Genomic DNA, 17,525 nt, shown 5'->3' on the forward strand with positions numbered 1-17,525 from the left:
GTTCGATGAATTGGACGCATTAGTTAGCGTTGCTTACCGTCGCCCACGTGCTCACCGATGACCTGAACCGGATCCGGCGCATCCGGCTCGCACTGCTGGCAGGCGCCCTGGCCTTGTTCGCGCTGCTGTACGCGCCGCAGCCGGTGCTGCCGCAGTTCGCCGAGTCGTTCGCGCTGGCCCCTGGCACCACGGCGCTGCTGGTCTCCGCGGGCACGCTGGGCCTGGCGGTGGCCGCGATCCCGCTCGGCACGCTGTCCGAGGTGTTCGGCAGGCGGCGGATCATGGTGTGCTCGCTGCTGCTGGCGGAGGCCATCGGGCTGCTGTTGCCCTTCGTGGCCCACTTCCCGCTGCTGGTGGCGTTGCGCCTGGTGCAGGGAGCCGCGGTCGCGGGCATCGCGGCCGTCGCCGCCGCCTACCTCGCCGACGAGACCGGCGGCCGGGACCTCGGGACCACGATGGGCCTCTACGTCGCGGGCACCACGATCGGCGGCATGTCCGGGAGGTTGCTCGGCGGCATCGCCGGTGACTTCGCGGGCTGGACCGGCGGGCTCGCGGCGGTCGCCGCGCTGGCCGGGATCTGCACGGTCGCGTTCGTCCTGCTGCTGCCTCGGGAGCGCCACCAGCGGCGCCAGGAACTGCGCTGGACACCGCTGCTGACCGGGGTGCGCGCCGCCGCGACCGATCCGGCCCTGCGGCCCCCGTTCCTGGTCGCCGCGCTCGGCATGGGGTCGTTCGTCGCGGTCTACAACGTGCTGGGCTTCCGGCTCGTCGAGCCGCCGCTGTCGGTGCCGCCCGCGCTGGCCGCTCTCGCGTTCCTGGCGTACGCCGCGGGCACCGTCACCTCGGCGCTGGCCGGGCGGCTCGCGGACCGCTGGGGGCGGCGCCCGGTGCTGCTGGCCGGACTGGGCACGGCGGTCCTGGGGCTGCTGCTGATGCTCGGCGGGAACCTGGTGGTGATCCTGACCGGGCTCGTGGTGTTCACCGGCGGGTTCTTCGCCGCCCACTCGGTGGCCAGCGGCTGGGTCGGACTGCTCGCGTCACCTTCGGCGCGCGGGCAGGCCTCCGCGATGTACCAGCTCGCCTACTACGGCGGCAGCAGCGTCGGCGGGGTGCTCGGCGGCGTGGCCTACGCGGCGTGGGGCTGGGCGGGCATGACCGCCGTGCTCGGTTGCTGGCTGGTCCTCGCCGCGGTGCCGGTGCTGCGCAGTCGGCGAGCTCGGACGGTGGGCGCCGCCGCGCCGGAACCCGAGGCTCAGGTGGCGTCCGAGTCGTAAGGCGGCCGTTCCCCCGGAGCGAGCGGTGTCTGCGGCTGGGACTGCGGCTTGGGCGGAGTGGAAGTCGACCCGTTGTTGCCGTTGCTGCCGTTGTTGCCGTTCAGCGGCGGGTTCAGCGGGTTCTCGCCGTCCAGCAGGTGCTTGGTCACCGCCGTGCGGGGGTTGAAGTCGCGGATGCCGCGCAGGTCTTCGAGGGGCTTGCGGAGGTCGTCGAACTCCGGTCCCAGCTCGGAGCGCAGCTGATCGCGCGCGCCCGTCGCGTACTCCTTGACCTGGCGGATCGTGCGGCCCAGCCACGCTGCGCCCTCCGGCAACCGGTCCGGGCCGAGGATGAACAGACCGGCGACGATGAGGACCAGGATCTCACCCCAGCCGATGCTGTCGAACACCTCGGATCACCTTTCACTCCATGCCGTGCGCGTCGCGCTCCGCCAGCCTACCCACCCGGACGGACCTTGCGGAAACGCCACTTTTCCCAACTGGATGCGCATTCAGCGCAGCGCCACGTCCAACACCAGCTCACGGCCCTGCCGCACCACGGTCACCGGGACCGTTCTGCCCACGGGATAGCGGTCCACGGCCACCACGAGCTCGTCCGCGGTGCTGACCTTCCGGTCGCCCACCCGGATGATCACGTCGCCCTCGGCGATGCCCGCCGCCGCCGCGGAGCCGTTGTCCCGCACGTTGAGCACCTGGGCGCCGTCGGTCGTGCCGTCGTTGACGGACTTGGCGTTGACCCCGAGGTCGGCGTGCACGGCCCTGCCACCGCGGATCAGCTCCTGGGAGATGCGCCGCACGTCGTCGATGGGGATGGCGAACCCGAGGCCGATCGAGCCGCCCTCACCGCCGGAGCCGATGGTGCGGATGCCGCTGTTGATGCCGACCACCGCACCGTTGCCGTCGACCAGCGCACCACCCGAGTTGCCGGGGTTGATCGCCGCGTCGGTCTGGATCGCGTCCACCACCGCGTTGGTGTCGGTGCCTTCCCCGGCCAGCCGCACCGGCCGGTTCACCGAGCTGACGATGCCGGTGGTCACGGTGCTCGCCAGCCCCAGCGGGGAGCCCACGGCGATCACCTGGTCGCCCACGGCCAGATCGGCGGAGCGCCCCAGCTGCGCGACGGTCGGGTTGGCCACCTCGACCTTGATCACCGCGAGGTCGGTCTTCACGTCCCGCCCCACGATCCGGGCGGGCACCCGGCTGCCGTCGCTGAAGACCGTGGAGACCCTGGCGCCCGGGGTGTCCGCGGCCATCGACACGACGTGGTTGTTGGTGACGATGTAGCCGTTGCCGTCGATCACCACGCCGGAGCCGCTGCCGCCCTGCGCGCCGACGTGCACTTCCACCGAGACCACGGCGGGCACGATGCGGTGGGCGACGCCCGCGACGCCGCCGCTGGGGCGTTCCATGCCGGGTTCGACCTCGGCCAGCGTCACGTCCGGGTTGGTCAGCGGGTTGCCCTCCTCGGCGGTGATGCGGCCGACGAAGCCGCCGACACCGGCCAGCAGCACCGCGACTCCGGCGAGCGCGGCGAGCGAGCGGGGGCGCACCCGGCGCCCGAACAGGACCTCGCGGGCGCTCAGCAGCGGGCCGGGGCCGGGTTCGGCGTCGGGTTCGGCGGCCTCCTCGGGCAGCGCGGGCGGCCCGATCACGGAGCTCGCCGAGGGGTTGCGCCACGGGTCCCGGTCGCCGCGGTCGTTCCAGAACGTCGCGGGCTGCTCGGTGGTGGTCGCGGGCGGGGTCTCGCCGGGCTCGCGCTGCAGCGAATCGGGCGTGCCCTGGGGGCGGCCGAAGGCCTTGGTCAGCGCGTCCGGCGGTGGTGGTGCCTGCTCGACGCCCGAGCCCGGCCGTCGGGAGGCGTCGGGGTGGAAGCTGCCGGACACGCCGCTGGGCCTGCCGAACGTCCGGGCCTGCGCGGGGTCGACGTCGGGGCGCTGCGTCGGGCGTGCCCCGAGGCGCTGCGGGTCGTCCTGCTGAGCGGCGGCGGGCTGGTGCCCCGGTCCGGCGGGGCCCGCCGGGTTCGGCGGCGAGGTCTCGTGCGGTTCGGAAGGCCCGTTGCCGGTCCGCGCCACAGGCCGCTCGCCGCCGGTGCCGGGGCGCTGGAAGTCTTCGGCGGGGACCCCGCGCGCGGGCGCTGCGGAGCCCTGCTGCCACGGGTGCAGCGCCTGCTCGCGCGGCGCGCCGCCGGTGGGGAAGGTGCCGTCCTGGTCGCCGTGCGGACGGGTCCGATCAGGCCGCACCGGGTCGGATCCCTGCGCGGGTTTCCTCGGTTGCTCGCTCATCGCTCCCCGGACCTGCGAAGTCGTCGACACATCGGCATGCGAGTGGATCACATGAAGGTGGCGTCCCGCGCACCGGTACCGGTGGTGGGCGTCCACCGCACATCCTGCCCAGCATCAGGTGAAGTCCGCGTAGGTGCCCGCTCGCACACCGGATTCGCCCGGGGCGAGGTGGTTCAGGGCTGGACGGAGGCCGAGATCAGCGGCGAGCCCGACGGCGTCGCCGGAGCGTCCGAGCTGGGGAAGGCCGCCGATTCGGACGGCGGAGGCGGGGCCGGGGCGTCGCGCGGCGGCTCGCTCAGCCGGGCGGAGGCCGGGATCATCGCCGAGTCGTAGGCCTCGCCGGGGTGCGGCATCGGGCCCGCGTCGGTCGGGGGGAGCTGCTCGTCGGGAACGCTCACCAGGGCCAGCGCACCGAGCACCAGCCCGGAGAACACCACGCCCGCACCCGTTCGCCTACCGCGCCCGGCGCGCTGGTCCGGCGACGTCGCGCCGAGCGGGGTGCTCGTGCCCATCGGCTGCTGGCCGCCGCCGAGCGGAGTGGTGGAGCCGAGGGCGGCTCCGGAACCGAACCGGCCGGGTCGTGCTCCCGGGTTGACCGCGACGAGCTGCCCGTCCTCGGTCAGCGCCAGCCCGTCGGGCTGGGCGGGCAGCTCAGCGCTCGACGGTATCGCCTGGAGGGCCTGGAGCAGGCCCGCCGAGACGGAAGGGGCGGGTGCGGAGCGCACCGCCGTGCGCGCCTGCCGTTGCGCCGCGGCGTCCGCCGCGCAGGCCGGACACCGGGCGAGGTGGGCGGCGGCGCGGTCGTGGGCGTTGGCGGTGAGCTCTCCGTCCACGAATGCCACGAGCGCGTCCAGCGCGAGGTGCTGTTCGGACAGCCCCCACCCTCGCCGAGCCGTCATGCCGACTCCTCCCGAGCCTGTTCCCGCCGAGCTTCCAACGTGGCCTTCAACATCTGCCTGCCGCGGTGGATCCTGCTGCGCACAGTACCGAGCTTCACCCCGAGGGTGGTTCCGATCTCCTCGTAGGAGAGTCCTTCGACGTCGCAGAGCACGACGGCCGCGCGGAACTCCGGCGGCACCTCGTCCAGCGCGGCCTGCAGGTCCGGGTCGAGGTGCGTCTCGTAGAACACCTGCTCCGGGCTGGGGCCGGTGCTCGGCAGCCGGTCGGTGTCCTCGGGCAGGCCTTCCATCCGCAACCGCGAACGGCGGCGGGCCATGTCGAGGAAGAGGTTCGTGGTGATCCGGTGCAGCCAGCCCTCGAACGTCCCCGGCTTGTAGGACGCCAGCGAGCGGAAGACGCGGATGAACGTCTCCTGCGTGAGGTCCTCGGCGTCGTGCTGGTTGCCGCTGAGCCGGTACGCGAGCCGGTAGACCCGGTCGGCGTGCTCGCGGACGACCTCGTCCCAGGACGGTGGCGTCCACTCCGCATCCGAGACGGGTGCGGCGGCGACGGTGTTCTGGTCCGCTCGAACGGCCGGACTCATCGACTGTGTTGGCATCGGACGTGGAGCCACCTCCTGCGGCTGGTGCACAAGGGGAACGAACTCGCCCGCCGCTTTGTTCCCGGTGAAGGTCCGGAGCGGGTGGTGCGCAGCGCGTTCCGCGGTGTCGCCGCTATCGCTGAGGGCGTGGTCCGCCCTCGATTCGCCCTCCACTCTCGCGCGCGCTCGTGAGGGACGGATGAAAGAGCGCTGAGAGCAGCCTGAGAACCTGACTTTCACCTGATCGGCGCAAGACCGGCGGGTTCACGGAAACAGGCGTCTAACGATGTGCCGAAACAGGACAACCGAACCGGCCCGCGAAGATAATCTTGCGACTCGTGATACCCGAGACGTCGATCGGCACCGGTCCGCTGGACCGGCCGGGCAGCATGCTCGGCGACGCCCGCGGATCCATCGGGCCCGTGACCGACCCAGCGCACGACACCATCGATGCGTCCGTCGGCGCCGCGCTGCGGTTCCTGGCGACCGTGCTGCGCGCCAAATCCGTCGTCGAGGTGGGCTCCGGCACGGGCGCCTCGGCGAGCTGGCTGCTCAGCGGCATGGTGCCCGAGGGCGTGCTGACCTCCATCGACGTCGACGCGTCGGCCCAGCACATCGCCCGCGAGGCGTTGGCCGCGCAGGGCGTGGCGCGCGGTCGCACCCGGTTCATCGCCGGGCTGGCCGAGCGGGTGCTGCCGAAGCTCACCGAGGACGCCTACGACCTGGTGTTCGTCGACGCCATGCCCAGCCGGTACCCGATGTTCCTGGAGCTCGGCGCGCCGCTGCTGCGGCCGGGCGGAGCGATCGTGTTCGCCGGTCCGGTCGATGCGACCCAGCACCAGGAGCCCCGCGCGCAGGCGGTGCGGGAGCTGATCAGGGCCGTGCGGGCCGACGAGTCGCTGGTGCCGGTGGCGCTGCCCGTCGGCGACGGCCTGCTGGCCATCGCGCGCTCCTGACGGTCGCGGCGCGCTCACCTGACGCCTCCACGAGCAGCGGTCCCGGTCCGCGCCGGGACCGCCTCGTGGTGCCGGCTCAGGCGGGGGAGACGGACAGCAGCTGACCGGCCAACCCGCGGGCGCGGGTGGACAGGCGCTTCGCCACGTCGTTGAGCACCTGGGCCGCCGGGGAGTCCGGCGCCTCGATGACCAGCGGCGTGCCGCTGTCGCCCGCTTCGCGCAGCCGGGTGTCCAGCGGCACCTGGCCCAGCAGCGGGACCTCCGAGCCCACCGCTCGGGTCAGCGAGTCGGCCACGATCCGGCCGCCGCCGCTGCCGAAGACCTCCATGCGCTGACCGTCGGGCAGCTCCATCCAGGACATGTTCTCCACGACGCCCGCCAGCCGCTGCCGGGTCTGCATCGCGATGGCGCCCGCGCGCTCGGCGACCTCCGCCGCGGCCTGCTGCGGCGTGGTCACGACCAGGATCTCCGCGTTGGGGATGAGCTGGGCGGTGGACAGCGCGACGTCGCCGGTGCCGGGCGGCAGGTCCAGCAGCAGCACGTCCAGGTCGCCCCAGAACACGTCTGACAGGAATTGCTGCAGCGCGCGGTGCAGCATCGGCCCGCGCCACACGACCGGCGTGTTGCCGGGGGTGAACATGCCGATGGAGATGACCTTCACGCCGTGCGCCTGCGGCGGCAGGATCATCTTCTCGACCTGGGTGGGCTTGCCGCTGGAACCGAGCATCCGGGGCACCGAGTGGCCGTAGATGTCGGCGTCGACGACGCCGACCGACAGGCCGCGCTTGGCCATCGAGGCGGCCAGGTTCACCGTGACGCTGGACTTGCCGACGCCGCCCTTGCCGGAGGCCACGCAGTACACCCGCGTCATCGAGCCGGGTTCGGCGAACGGGATGCGCGGCTCCTCGGAGTTGCCGCGCAGCTTCTTGCGGAGTTCGGAGCGCTGCTCGTCGCTCATCACGTCGAGCTCGACGGTCACGGCCCGGACGCCGTCGACGGCACCGACCGCGGCGTCGACCCGCTGGGTGATCGTCTCCTTCATCGGGCAGCCCTGCACCGTCAGGTACACCTCGACGGTGACCTGGCCTTCCTCGCCGATCGTCACGGCTTTGACCATGCCGAGCTCGGTGATCGGCTTGTGGATCTCCGGGTCCTCGACCTTGGTGAGGGCCTGGCGAACGGCCTCTTCCGTGGGAGCGGAGTGCGTGCTGGTCACGGTTGCGGTGACACCGACCCTTCCTGCGGCTGTGCTTGCCCTCGATGCTACGGACCGACCCTCGATGTTACGGGCCGGTAGCCCCGGAATCGCAGGCGAGGTGCGCAGCGGGTGACGACGGGGGTCTCCGCGCCGGGTGCCGCTCGGGTGCGCGGAAGCCGGTTGCGCGGGGCTGTGCGCTGGATTATTCCAAGCACCGGGTCCGACGTGCTCGCATCGTGAAATCCGGGGGCGCTTCGCAATCGTGTGACTGCCCTCCGTAGTATCACTCATCGTGACCGAGACGGGTCTTGATCGATTACCCACTCGTGGCGAGCTGCTGGCCTATCGAACCTTCCTGCGTGCGCACGCCCGCGTCACGCGCTGCCTGGAAGGGGATCTGATCGCCGAGCAGCGGCTGACGCTGGCCGCCTACGACGTGCTGCACGCGCTGTTCGAGGCGCCCGAGCGCAGACTGCGCATGACCGAGCTCGCGGACACCGTGCTGCTGTCCAGATCCGGGGTGACCCGGCTGGTCGACCGGTTGGAGCGGATCGGTCTGGTCAGTCGCGTCCGGGTCGATTCGGACGGCAGGGGAGTACTCGCAGTGATCACCGAGGCCGGCGAGGGGCGGTTGCGCACCGCATCCAGCACGCACCTCGGTGGAGTGACCCAGTACTTCCTTTCGGTGACCGAGCCGCGGGAGCTCGAAGAGTTCGCCCGCACCTGCGAAAAGCTCGCCGCGGGCGGGGTTCCGGCACCGCCGGGCCAACGCGCCCAAGCCTGAGCGCCGCAGCCGCGCGCGGATAATCCGATTAACGTCGGCCCGTGCCTGCGCGCCGGGTGGAGCGGCCCCGTCCAGGAACCCTCAGCGGTGGCCCTCCTCGTTGCCGTCGCCCGAGCCCTGGCGCCGCCGGCGCGCGCCCGCGCTCTCCGTGCCGGGCAGCTCGTCGCGCAGCCGGTCCAGCTCGACCCGCAGGTAATCGCGGGTCGCGACCTCACCGATGGCCAGCCGCAACGCGGCCAGCTCCCGCGCCAAGTACTCGGTGTCGGCCTTCGTCTGCTCGGCGCGCGCCCGGTCCTCCTCCAGCGAGACCCGGTCGCGGTCGTCCTGCCTGTTCTGCGCGAGCAGGATCAGCGGCGCCGCGTACGACGCTTGGGTGGAGAACGCGAGGTTCAGCAGGATGAACGGGTACGGATCCCACCGCAGCCCCACCGCGAACAGGTTCATCCCGATCCAGCTGATCACGAACACCGTCATCCAGAACAGGAACTTCCCGGTGCCGAGGAAGCGGGCGACGCGTTCGGAGACCTGGCCGAACAGCTCCGGGTCGAACTCCACGGCGAACCGGCGCGGCATCCGGGGCTGGTCCAGCCGCCGCCGGGAGAGCAGTTCAGGCATCGTCGCTCGCTTTCGGTGCGTCCGGGGAATGCGCGCCGGGCCGGTCGTCCCGGTCCGGCAAGCCGCTCTCCCGCCAGTTCTCCGGGAGCAGGTGGTCGAGCACGTCGTCCACGGTGACCGCGCCGATCAAGTGCTCCTCGTCGTCGAGCACCGGCCCGCACACCAGGTTGTACGCGGCGAAGTAGCGGGTCACCTCGGCCAGCGCGGCCGTCGGTGGCAAGCTCGCCAGGCTCGTGTCCAGCGCCCCCGCGACCAGCGTCGACGGCGGTTCCCGCAACAGCCGCTGGATGTGCACGCAACCCAAGTAGCGGCCGGTGGGCGTGGCCGACGGCGGGCGGCACACGAAGACCATGCTGGACAGCGCCACCGGCAGCTCCGGATTGCGGACCATCGCGAGCGCCTCGGCGATGGTGGCGTCCGGGCCGACGACGACGGGCTCCGGCGTCATCAACCCGCCCGCCGTGTCCGAGGAGTACTCCAGGAGCCGCTTCACCGGGGCGGACTCGGCGGGCTCCATGAGCTCCAGCAGCCGGTTCTTGTCCACCTCGGGGAGTTCCGCGAGCAGGTCCGCGGCGTCGTCCGGGCTCATCGCCTCCAGCACGTCGGCGGCCCGGTCCTCGCCGAGGTGGCCGATCAGGTCCTTCTGGTCGTCCTCCGGGAGCTCCTCGACGACGTCGGCGAGCCGTTCGTCGTCGAGCGCCTCCGCCACCTCGTAGCGGCGCTTGGCGGGCAGTTCGTGCAGCGTGCTGGCCACGTCGACGGCGCGCATCGTGTCCAGCAGCGCCAGCAGCTGCTCCACGCCCTGCGGCCGGTCGGTGAGCTCGGCGGCGGCGAGCCCGGTGATCTGATCCCACTCCAGCACCTGCACCGGCCCGCGACGGGCGAGCCGCCCGGTGCGCTCGCGCACCGCGAGCCTGCTGATCCGCCAATCGCGGGTGCGAGTCTGCTCCAGAGCGGCGTCCACCAGCACCGCGGACGCGCCGGAAGCGGCGACGGTGACCTTCGCGTCGAGTAGCTGACCGAGCACCAGGACCTCGTTGGGGCGCTGGTGGAACTGCCGGGTGTTGACCGAACCGGTGGCGAGGGTGACCGCGTTGGGTTCGAAGCGCACCACCCGGAGCATCGGCACGAAGATCCGCCGCCGCGCCGCCATCTCCATCACGATGCCCAGCACCCGCGGCGGCTGGTGCGCGGTGCTCAGCCCGGCGACGACGTCGCGGACCTTGCCGATGGACTCGCCGTCCGGCCCGAACACGGCGAGTCCGGCTACTCGTGCCGCGTACACCCTGGTCGCTGCCACGCCGATCAGGCTAGTCGGCTGTAGGTGGTGGGGCAGTTGCGGCGTTGTCGGGGTCGTTTTGGCGTGGGGGTCGGGTGGCGGAACCTCAGTGGCTTCCTCGCGAGGACAGCTTTTCCCTCGCGGAGCCACTCGGGAAAAAGATCCCGCAGCGAGGAAGCCACTGAGAACCCGCGGGTGGTCGGCTTCTTGACGTGGGCCATGTGCTTCGCACATACAGGCACGGCTTCGCCGCAAGGCAGGCTTGCTTCGCAGCCCAACTGCACGGCTTCGCCGCAAAGGCACGGCCTTCGGCCGCTGGGTGAGCGTGGTTTGTTCGTTCTTCGTGGGTTTGCTGCGGCTCTTGGGGGAGCGGGGTCACGGCTGTGGGGGTTGTCGGCGTGGTAGATACCTCTGTGCCCGTTCTATGAGGAGGAACTCGTGGTCGATCGTCGACGTGCCCGCCGTAGCTGTCTGGCCGTGCCCGGCTCCAGCGCGAAGATGATCGACAAGGCGCGCGGGCTGGCGGTGGACTCGTTCTTCCTGGACCTGGAGGACGCGGTCGCGCCGCTGGCGAAGGCCGAGGCGCGCGGCCGGGTGGCTGCGGCGCTCAACGAGGGCGGCTGGGACGGCAAGATCCGTTCCGTACGGGTCAACGACCTCACCTCGGAGTGGACCTACCGGGACGTGGTGGAGGTCGTCGAAGGCGCCGGGGCGAACCTGGACACGATCGTGCTGCCGAAGGTCTCCAGCCCCGACCACGTGCGCTGGCTGGACCTGACGCTGACCCAGATCGAACGCGCCACCGGCCTGGAAGTCGGCCGGATCGGCATCGAAGCGCAGATCGAGGACGCGCGCGGCCTGGTCGAAGTGGACGCGATCGTCGCCGCCTCGCCCCGGATCGAGGCGCTGATCTTCGGCCCGGCCGACTTCATGGCCTCGATCAACATGCGGTCGATGGTCGTCGGCGAGCAACCGCCCGGCTACGACGTGGGCGACGCCTACCACTACGTGCTGATGCGGATGCTGATGGCGGCGCGGGCGCACGACGTGCAGGCCATCGACGGCCCCTACCTGGCGATCAAGGACGTGGACGGGCTGCGCCGGGTCGGCGGCCGGTCGGCGGCGCTGGGCTTCGACGGGAAGTGGGTGCTGCACCCGGCGCAGGTGGACGCGGTCAACGAGCTGTTCTCGCCGCGCCAGGAGGACTACGACCACGCGGAGAACGTGCTGGCCGCCTACGACTGGCACACCTCGGAGGCGGGCGGCAAGCGCGGTGCGGCGATGCTCGGCGACGAGATGATCGACGAGGCGTCCCGGAAGATGGCGCTGGTCATCGCGGGCAAGGGGCGGGCGGCGGGCATGTCCCGCACCGACGAGTGGACGCCGCCCGCCGCCGGTTGAGCCGCCGGGTTCGAGCGGAGCGGCGGGGCGACGCGCCCGGCCCCGGAACACCCGTCGCGGCGGCCTGCCTGGGCACGCGCGTCCTGACGCCCGTGTGGACGATCCCGGAGCCGGTGCGGCGCGGTACGTTCTGATCAAGAGCGATCGTCGGGTTCCTCCGCGGAACGAGCCGTGCCGAGGTCTTTCCCGGCGTGCGAGTCGACCGAGGGGGCGGCGGCATGGCCGACGAGGACCTGACCCGCGGCGACCCCGCCGAGAGCGGGGCGACCGGCGACGGGCGGGCCGGCGGTGGCACCACGGGGGAGGCGGCCGGTCGGCATCGGGCCGAAGGCGGCGGAGCGGGCGCGGACTCCGGCGGCGAACCCGCTTCCGGCGCGGGCGACGCCGAGAACGACCAGGAACTCCGCTTGGCGCTGGCGATGCGCGGCGGGGCCAGCCTCGCGGTGTGGATCGGCGGCGCCGTCGCCGAGATCGACCTGCTGCGCTGCGCGACGTCCGGCACGCCCCCGCCCGGGACGGCGAAGCCGAACCCGGAACCGGACGACGAGCACCCGTGGGCGGCGCTGGCCGGGCTCGCGGGCTACGACTCGGTGTCCGTGGACGTGCTGGCCGGTGCCTCGGCGGGCGGGCTGAACGCGACCCTGCTGTCCGCCTCGATCGTCTACGGCATGCCGTTCGAGGACATGCGCGAGCTGTGGGTGCGCCTGGCGGACCTGGAGGCGATGTGCCGCGCGGTGCCGAAGTTCTGGCAGCGCAGGCCGGATTCCCTGCTGGAGGGCGACGCCTACTTCCGCGCCGAGCTCGCGAGGCTGATCAGCGAGCTGACCCCGGCCCCCGAGGACGCCCGCAACCTGGGCGACCGGCTGGACCTGCTGCTGACCGCGACCCTGCTGGACCCGGTGCTGGAGCGGCACTTCGACGGCAGGTCGGGGCCGCTGACCGAGCAGCGCCGCACCGCCTCGTTCCGCTTCCGGCACCGGGGCCGCTCCGGGCAGCCGCTGTCGGACTTCGGCACCGGCAAGGAATTCCCGGCGACCGCGCTGCGCCTGGCGCAGGCCGCACGCGCCACCTCGTCGTTCCCGTTCGCCTTCGAACCGGCGCAGGTGCACTCCAGCACCGGCGCGCCGCCACCCGGCGAACCGGACATGTTCGGGGTGTTCTCCGAGAACACCGCGGATCCCCGGCCGTTCCGGGTGATCGACGGCGGGGTGCTGGACAACATCCCCGTCACCGCGGCGGTGGAGGCGATGGCCGCGGTGCCCACCGAACGCCCCAGCGCGCGCTGGCTGCTGTACCTGAACCCGGAACCGGAGACCGTCGGCGAAGGCAGGCCGCTGAGCCGCCAGCTGGCGTTGCCGGTGGTGTCCACCGCGATGAGCGCGCGCATGTCGCAGGAGTCGCTGCTGGCCGACATCCACGCGCTCGACGAGCACAACGCCGCCGTGCAGCGCACTGAACTGCGCCGCAGATCGGTGTTCGCGCCGCTGCTGCCCGCGGCCCCGGCGGAGCGGGAAGCGATGCTGTTCTCCCAGGCCGGGCAGGTCGAGGCCGAGTACGCGGTGGTGCGCGCGGAGCTCGACGCCCAAGCGGTGCTGCGGTTGCTGGTGGAGCCGGCGGGCACTGAGGACGGCAGGCTGCTGCCGCCGGTGGTCGGGGACCCGCTGGAGGGCTGGTCGCCGCAGGTCCGCACCGTGCTGGGCAGGCGGCTGGCGGCGGGGCTGGCCGAGCTAGCCGCGGCGGAACCTGATCGGGTCTTCGACGACGTGCGCGGACTGTCGTCCGGGGTGCAGGAATGCTTGGACTGGGCGCGGGACATCGGCCGCTGGGCCAGCCCGGAGCAGCTGCCGTTGATCGGCCGCTGCAAGGCGGCGCTGTACCGGCTGCGCACGTTCGCCGAGGTCCTGGAGGGGCACGCGGACCGCTACTGGATCAACGGCGCCGTCCTGGAACCGATCGTCGAGCTGGGCGAGCTCGCGGACTGGGTGCTGCGGGTCGCCGAGCGCCGCGAGCGGATGCAGCACCGGTTGCCGTCGCCGGTGCGACCGCTGCTGGGCGCGGTGCTCAACGAGGTCGAGCAGGACGGCCGCTTCCAGCGCGCGCTGGAGGAGTTCGCCGCCGAACTCGCGTCCATGGCCGACACCTCGGGCGCCGACGCGGTGCCGTGGGACGAGAACGGGGTGGACGCGGTGGCCGAGGCCCGCGTCGTGCTGCACCGGATCGCGGACCGGATCGCCGCCGCCGCGCCGCCGCGCACCCACGTCGAATCCCCCGCGCAGATCGGCTACGGCCTGCTGGAGCGCACCGAGCGCCGCCCGGCCGTGCTGCGCGCGCTGGTCGTGCTCACCGCGCCGCTGGACGTGGGTCGCTCGCCGGGCGACCGGATCAACTTCCTCCGGGTCGTGGGGGACGCGCCGTCACCGCTGCCGTTCGACGCGCTGCGGGTGGCCCGCGAACTGCGCGTCGAGGACAAGGTGCGCGGCGGCGACCTGGGCAACTTCGGGGCGTTCCTGTCCGCGCGGTGGCGCGCGAACGACTGGATGTGGGGCCGGTTGGACGCGGCGTCGGCGCTGGTCGGACTGCTGCTGGTGCCCGCCCGGCTGCTGCGCCACAGCGCCGGGCTCGGCCCGGAGGGCATCGCGCAGCGGCTGCGCGCCATCGTCACCACCCCGACCCGCGCGGAGCTCGGCGACGTGGCCGGCTCGGAGCGCTGGCAGAGCTTCCTGACGGAGCTGTGGGAGCGGCGGGCCGACCAGGTGCGGGCGGAGCTGGCGGCGATGTTCGCCGACCCCGTCGACGAGCACCCGCTGACCGAGACGAAGGCGCTGGTCGTGGAGCGGCTGCACTGGACGATCGCGGCGCAGGAGCTGCCCTTCGTGGCCACCGTCGCGACCGGCGCCGATCCGGGCGAGCCCCGGCTGCCGGACATCCCGGAGCCGCAGCGGCTCACCCGGGACGTGCGGCGCTACGCGGTGGGGCGCCAGCGCGTCGAGGACCTCGGCGAGCCCCGGCTCGCTTCGGTCGCGACCAGGTCGGCCCTGCTGGCCTACCGGGCGGTCCGACCGGGCACGGCCGGGGTGCTGCGGCTGCTCGGCCGAGTGGCGATGACCGTGGTCAAGCCGGTGCTGCTGCTGGTGGTGCTGGCCGTGGCGGCACCGCGGCGGGTGGCGCTGGTGCTCTTCCTCGGTGCCGGCGCGGTCGTGCTCAGCGGGGTCGCGCCCGTCGGGGCGCCGTACGCGCAGGAGTACTCGCTGACCTGCCCGGCGGGGCGGCCACCACCGGACGCCACGATGTCCTGCCTGCTCAACGAGCCCGCGACGGCGATCGGCGCGCGGATCGCGGTGGTGCCGCCCGACTCCTCGGCGGTGTCGGTGCTGCGGCCGTTCACCTACGACCCGTTCGTGATCAACGTGGGCGTGCTGCTGGCGCTGCTGGTCGCCGCGGTGTCGGCGCTGTGGCTCGGGTTCCGGTTGCTGAGCCGCGGCAAGGGGCTCGCCCGGTGGCTGCCCGCGGTGTTCATCGCCGCGGCGTTGACGGCGGCCCTGCTGTGGACGGCGAGCACCGGGTTCACCCTCGGCCCGCAAGGCCTGGTGGTGGCGGCGGTTGCGCTGACCTGGCTGGGGTCGCTGGGCCTGCGCGCGTGGGGCCGGGCGGTCGCCGCGGCCGTGTCGGCGGTGGTGTTCGCCGGGGCGCTGTGGCTGGCGGAGCCCGCGGTCGGCGCCGTCGCCTGGTTGCTGCCCGCGTCGATCGTCGCCGCCTACGCGCACGTGGTGCTGCTCTCGACGGTGGACCTGCTGCGTCCCCGGCCGCGCCCGCAGCGTTCCGAACCCGGCGGCCGCCCCGGCCCGAGCCCGGATTCCGCCCGATCGGATGCCGCGCGCGCGGCTCCGGCCACGGGCGGGTGAGCACTACGATCCGAGGGGTGAGCGACTTCCCGGCAACGGCGGATCCGACGCCGGAGGGCACCCCGTACCACCTCCTCGCCCGCGATTCCCGGCACCGGTGGTGGACGCCGCTGCTGGCGCTGCTGTTCGGCGCGGTGCTCGCGTTCGTGCTGCTGCTGGTCGCCATGGTGCTGCTGGGCCTGTTCGTGCTGTACCCGGCGGGGTTCGGCGAGTTCCGGCTGGCGTCGCTGTGGCTGAACCCGGATTACGTCGAAGCGGTGGTGCGCGATCCGTTCGTGCTGCTGTACGTGTCGTTCGGGGCGCTGGCCGCGCTGATCCCGGCGGTGATGCTGGCCGTGCTGTGGGCGCAGCGGCGGAGCCCGCGGCAGCTCATCGGCGTGACCGGGCGGATGCGCTGGCGGTGGCTCGGCGAATGCCTGCTGGCCGCGGTGGCCGTGTTCGCCGTGGCGTTCGCGATCTCCGCGGTGCTGACCTGGGCCGCCGGGCGCTCCAGCGGACCGGGTTTCCCGGGCTGGGCCGACTACGCGCGGATCGTGGCGCTGGCGGTCCTGATCGTGCCGTTCCAGAGCGCGGCGGAGGAGTTCGCCTTCCGCGGTTTCCTGCTCCAGACCCTGACCGCGTGGTTCCGCACGCCGTGGCCCGCGATCGTGATCACCTCGGTGCTGTTCCTGCTCGGCCACGGCTACACCGATCCGCTGGTGTGGTGCGAGCTGCTGGTGATGGCCGTCGCGATGTGCTGGCTGACGCTGCGCACCGGCGGCCTGGAGGCGGCGATCGCGCTGCACGTGGCGAACAACAGCCTCAGCGTGCTGGTCAGCGGCCTGTCCGGGGTGCCGGGCATCGAGCAGGCCGGTGACTTCGCGGTGGGCGACGTGCTGCCGTTCATCGCGGCGGTGCTGGCGTACGGCTGGTGGGTGGACCGCAGGGCGGCGCAGCGGGGGGAGTGGACCGTCACCGGCGGGCGGGTGCCGCTGAACCCGTGGTCGTTGCGCGCGGAGACCCAAGACGATCTCCGGGCCGGGGTGACGAGGTAGCCTGGAGGCAGGGACGATAGGGGACGAATCGGGCCCTTGCCGATCCTGCTAGGTAGTGCGCTCCACGGAGGTGTCAGCGGTGTCTTCCCCGTTTTCCGGCTCGGCTCGGCCGGCGCCGGGTTCACCGAGCAGCATGCCCATCCCGCCGACGGGATGGCCGATCGGCTCGTACGGCACGTACGAGGAAGCGCAGCGCGCTGTCGACCACCTCGCCGGCTCCGACTTCCCGGTCCGGGAGGTCACCATCGTCGGCGTCGACCTGATGCTCGTGGAGCGGATCACCGGCAAGCTCACCTGGGGCAAGGTGATCGCGGGCGGCGCCGCCTCCGGAGCGTGGATCGGCCTGCTCATCGGCCTGGTCATGAGCATCGCGACACCGCCCGGCACGGGCGCGCTGAGCTCGATGCTGGCCGGCCTGGGAGGTGGCGTCGTGATCGGCATCGGCTTCGCCGTCGCCGGGTACCTCGCGATGCGGGGGCGCCGGGACTTCTCCTCGGCGAGCCAGCTCGTCGCGGGCCGCTACGACGTGCTCGCCCAGCCCCGCCACGCCGAGCACGGCCGCAACCTGCTGGCCCACCTGGCGATGCGGCCGCAAACCTCCCAGTGAGCCGGGCCGGGGTCAACCGCCGTAGTGGTAGCGGCACGCGGCGATCTGGATCTGGTCTTCTTGCAGCCGGTACACGAGGCGGTGTTCGTCGGTGATCCGGCGTGACCAGAACCCGTGGAAGCCGTGCTTGAGCGGCTCCTGCTTACCGATTCCCTCATTGCCGTTCCGCTCCACGTCCTTCAGCAGCGTGTTGATCCGCTTGAGGACTTTGCGGTCTTGAGTCCGCCACCAGACGTAGTCGTCCCAGGCGTTCTCATCCCAGACCGACTTCATTCGATGAGTTCCCGAGTCGTGCCCCCGCCGTGTTCGAGGCGATCGATGGAGGCGAGCAGACGACGCGCGTTCTCCGGGCTCTTGAGCAGGTAAGCCGTTTCCTTCAGCGACTCGTAGTCATCGAGCGCGACCATGACCACTGGTTCGTGTCCGGATCGGGTGATCACCACTTCCTCGCGATCGTCGACAACGGAGTTGAGGGTCTAGGCGTACTTCGCGCGCGACTCCGAGTACGACATCGTCTTCACAAGCCACCTCCTATGCGTACGGAAAGTTGTACTCCTGGGGTGGGGCTGGGCGGAAGCGTCGGTGTCGAGCGGTGTTCCCGCGTCCTGGCCCGCTCCGCGCCACCGGCCGTCCTCACCACCGCTGGAATGCGGGTTCGCTGCGCCGATAGGGGTATTGCCGGAGTCGATCAACGCGCCTAGGTTGCTCTCACC

General features: G+C 72.5%; 15 protein-coding genes and 1 pseudogene. 7 read left to right on the top strand and 9 right to left on the bottom strand.

Translation table 11 applies throughout. The annotated features are described in order from the left end of the window. Positions 1–47 precede the first annotated feature (47 nt). A complete protein-coding gene (locus BJ969_RS02665; protein ID WP_343071185.1) occupies positions 48–1,274 on the top strand; it encodes an MFS transporter in 1,227 nt (408 codons plus the stop codon). Here BJ969_RS02665 and tatB read toward each other — a convergent pair. The 4 genes from tatB to sigE all read right to left on the bottom strand — a co-directional run bounded on the left by tatB (position 1,253) and on the right by sigE (position 5,039). Next, complete coding sequence (tatB, locus tag BJ969_RS02670; RefSeq protein WP_184476975.1) at positions 1,253–1,663, bottom strand: Sec-independent protein translocase protein TatB; 411 nt, start codon at positions 1,661–1,663, stop codon at positions 1,253–1,255. The two genes, BJ969_RS02665 and tatB, sit on opposite strands and share 22 nt — an antisense overlap. Before the next feature lie 102 nt (positions 1,664–1,765). Continuing rightward, positions 1,766–3,556, bottom strand: a complete 1,791-nt coding sequence (locus BJ969_RS02675; protein WP_184476977.1) for a trypsin-like peptidase domain-containing protein — start codon at positions 3,554–3,556, stop codon at positions 1,766–1,768. Between the two features lie 173 nt (positions 3,557–3,729). Beyond that, a complete protein-coding gene (locus BJ969_RS02680) occupies positions 3,730–4,455 on the bottom strand; it encodes a zf-HC2 domain-containing protein (protein ID WP_184476979.1) in 726 nt (241 codons plus the stop codon). After that, positions 4,452–5,039, bottom strand: coding sequence for an RNA polymerase sigma factor SigE (gene sigE / locus BJ969_RS02685; RefSeq protein WP_184484686.1), 588 nt, complete (start codon positions 5,037–5,039; stop codon positions 4,452–4,454). Before sigE ends, BJ969_RS02680 begins: the two co-directional genes overlap by 4 nt. A gap of 335 nt (positions 5,040–5,374) precedes the next feature. Between sigE and BJ969_RS02690 the strand changes: the two genes are divergently transcribed. After that, positions 5,375–5,992, top strand: coding sequence for an O-methyltransferase (locus BJ969_RS02690; RefSeq protein ID WP_343071186.1), 618 nt, complete (start codon positions 5,375–5,377; stop codon positions 5,990–5,992). Between the two features lie 76 nt (positions 5,993–6,068). Here the strand turns inward: BJ969_RS02690 and BJ969_RS02695 are convergent, their stop codons facing one another. Then, the gene (locus BJ969_RS02695; RefSeq protein ID WP_184476981.1) at positions 6,069–7,208 is read right to left on the bottom strand and encodes a P-loop NTPase; all 1,140 of its coding nucleotides are present in this window, start codon (positions 7,206–7,208) and stop codon (positions 6,069–6,071) included. 274 nt (positions 7,209–7,482) lie between these two features. On the opposite strand from BJ969_RS02695, the gene BJ969_RS02700 reads away from it, so the two are divergent. Next, positions 7,483–7,974: a MarR family winged helix-turn-helix transcriptional regulator gene (locus tag BJ969_RS02700; protein ID WP_184476983.1), complete on the top strand. Its 492-nt coding sequence runs from the start codon at positions 7,483–7,485 to the stop codon at positions 7,972–7,974. Between the two features lie 81 nt (positions 7,975–8,055). Here BJ969_RS02700 and BJ969_RS02705 read toward each other — a convergent pair whose 3' ends face one another. Both BJ969_RS02705 and BJ969_RS02710 read right to left on the bottom strand, forming a co-directional pair. After that, positions 8,056–8,589, bottom strand: a complete 534-nt coding sequence (locus tag BJ969_RS02705; RefSeq protein WP_184476985.1) for a DUF1003 domain-containing protein — start codon at positions 8,587–8,589, stop codon at positions 8,056–8,058. Further along, positions 8,582–9,889 (bottom strand): magnesium transporter MgtE N-terminal domain-containing protein, encoded by a 1,308-nt coding sequence (locus tag BJ969_RS02710; protein WP_266092339.1) that lies wholly within the window; start codon positions 9,887–9,889, stop codon positions 8,582–8,584. The genes BJ969_RS02705 and BJ969_RS02710 overlap by 8 nt, the downstream gene beginning before the upstream one ends. 417 nt (positions 9,890–10,306) lie before the next feature. Between BJ969_RS02710 and BJ969_RS02715 the strand changes: the two genes are divergently transcribed. From BJ969_RS02715 to BJ969_RS02730, 4 genes are all read left to right on the top strand, one after another. Then, on the top strand, positions 10,307–11,269 hold the full coding sequence (locus tag BJ969_RS02715) for an aldolase/citrate lyase family protein (RefSeq protein WP_184476987.1): 963 nt from the start codon (positions 10,307–10,309) through the stop codon (positions 11,267–11,269). A 191-nt stretch (positions 11,270–11,460) separates the two neighbouring features. Then, entirely contained in the window at positions 11,461–15,171 is a 3,711-nt protein-coding gene (locus BJ969_RS02720) for a patatin-like protein (RefSeq protein WP_343071187.1), read from the top strand. A gap of 17 nt (positions 15,172–15,188) precedes the next feature. Further along, positions 15,189–16,205, top strand: a complete 1,017-nt coding sequence (locus BJ969_RS30725) for a CPBP family glutamic-type intramembrane protease (protein WP_184476989.1) — start codon at positions 15,189–15,191, stop codon at positions 16,203–16,205. A 79-nt stretch (positions 16,206–16,284) separates the two neighbouring features. Beyond that, a complete protein-coding gene (locus tag BJ969_RS02730; protein ID WP_184476991.1) occupies positions 16,285–16,812 on the top strand; it encodes a general stress protein in 528 nt (175 codons plus the stop codon). A gap of 12 nt (positions 16,813–16,824) precedes the next feature. On the opposite strand, the gene BJ969_RS02735 is transcribed toward BJ969_RS02730, so the two are convergent. Next, a complete protein-coding gene (locus BJ969_RS02735; protein ID WP_184476993.1) occupies positions 16,825–17,085 on the bottom strand; it encodes a Txe/YoeB family addiction module toxin in 261 nt (86 codons plus the stop codon). After that, positions 17,082–17,273 (bottom strand): annotated as a pseudogene (locus BJ969_RS29950) (type II toxin-antitoxin system Phd/YefM family antitoxin); the annotation flags it as partial. The pseudogene BJ969_RS29950 and the gene BJ969_RS02735, both read right to left, overlap by 4 nt. Positions 17,274–17,525: the final 252 nt, after the last annotated feature.

It is taken from the genome of Saccharopolyspora gloriosae, assembly GCF_014203325.1.
GTDB lineage: Bacteria > Actinomycetota > Actinomycetes > Mycobacteriales > Pseudonocardiaceae > Saccharopolyspora_C > Saccharopolyspora_C gloriosae.

Coding starts and splice junctions, on each gene's coding strand:
- BJ969_RS02680 (WP_184476979.1), bottom strand. CDS start 4,455: ATGACGGCTCGGCGAGGGTGGGGGCTGTCCGAACAGCACCTCGCGCTG.
- BJ969_RS02705 (WP_184476985.1), bottom strand. CDS start 8,589: ATGCCTGAACTGCTCTCCCGGCGGCGGCTGGACCAGCCCCGGATGCCG.
- BJ969_RS02735 (WP_184476993.1), bottom strand. CDS start 17,085: ATGAAGTCGGTCTGGGATGAGAACGCCTGGGACGACTACGTCTGGTGG.
- sigE (WP_184484686.1), bottom strand. CDS start 5,039: ATGAGTCCGGCCGTTCGAGCGGACCAGAACACCGTCGCCGCCGCACCC.
- BJ969_RS02675 (WP_184476977.1), bottom strand. CDS start 3,556: ATGAGCGAGCAACCGAGGAAACCCGCGCAGGGATCCGACCCGGTGCGG.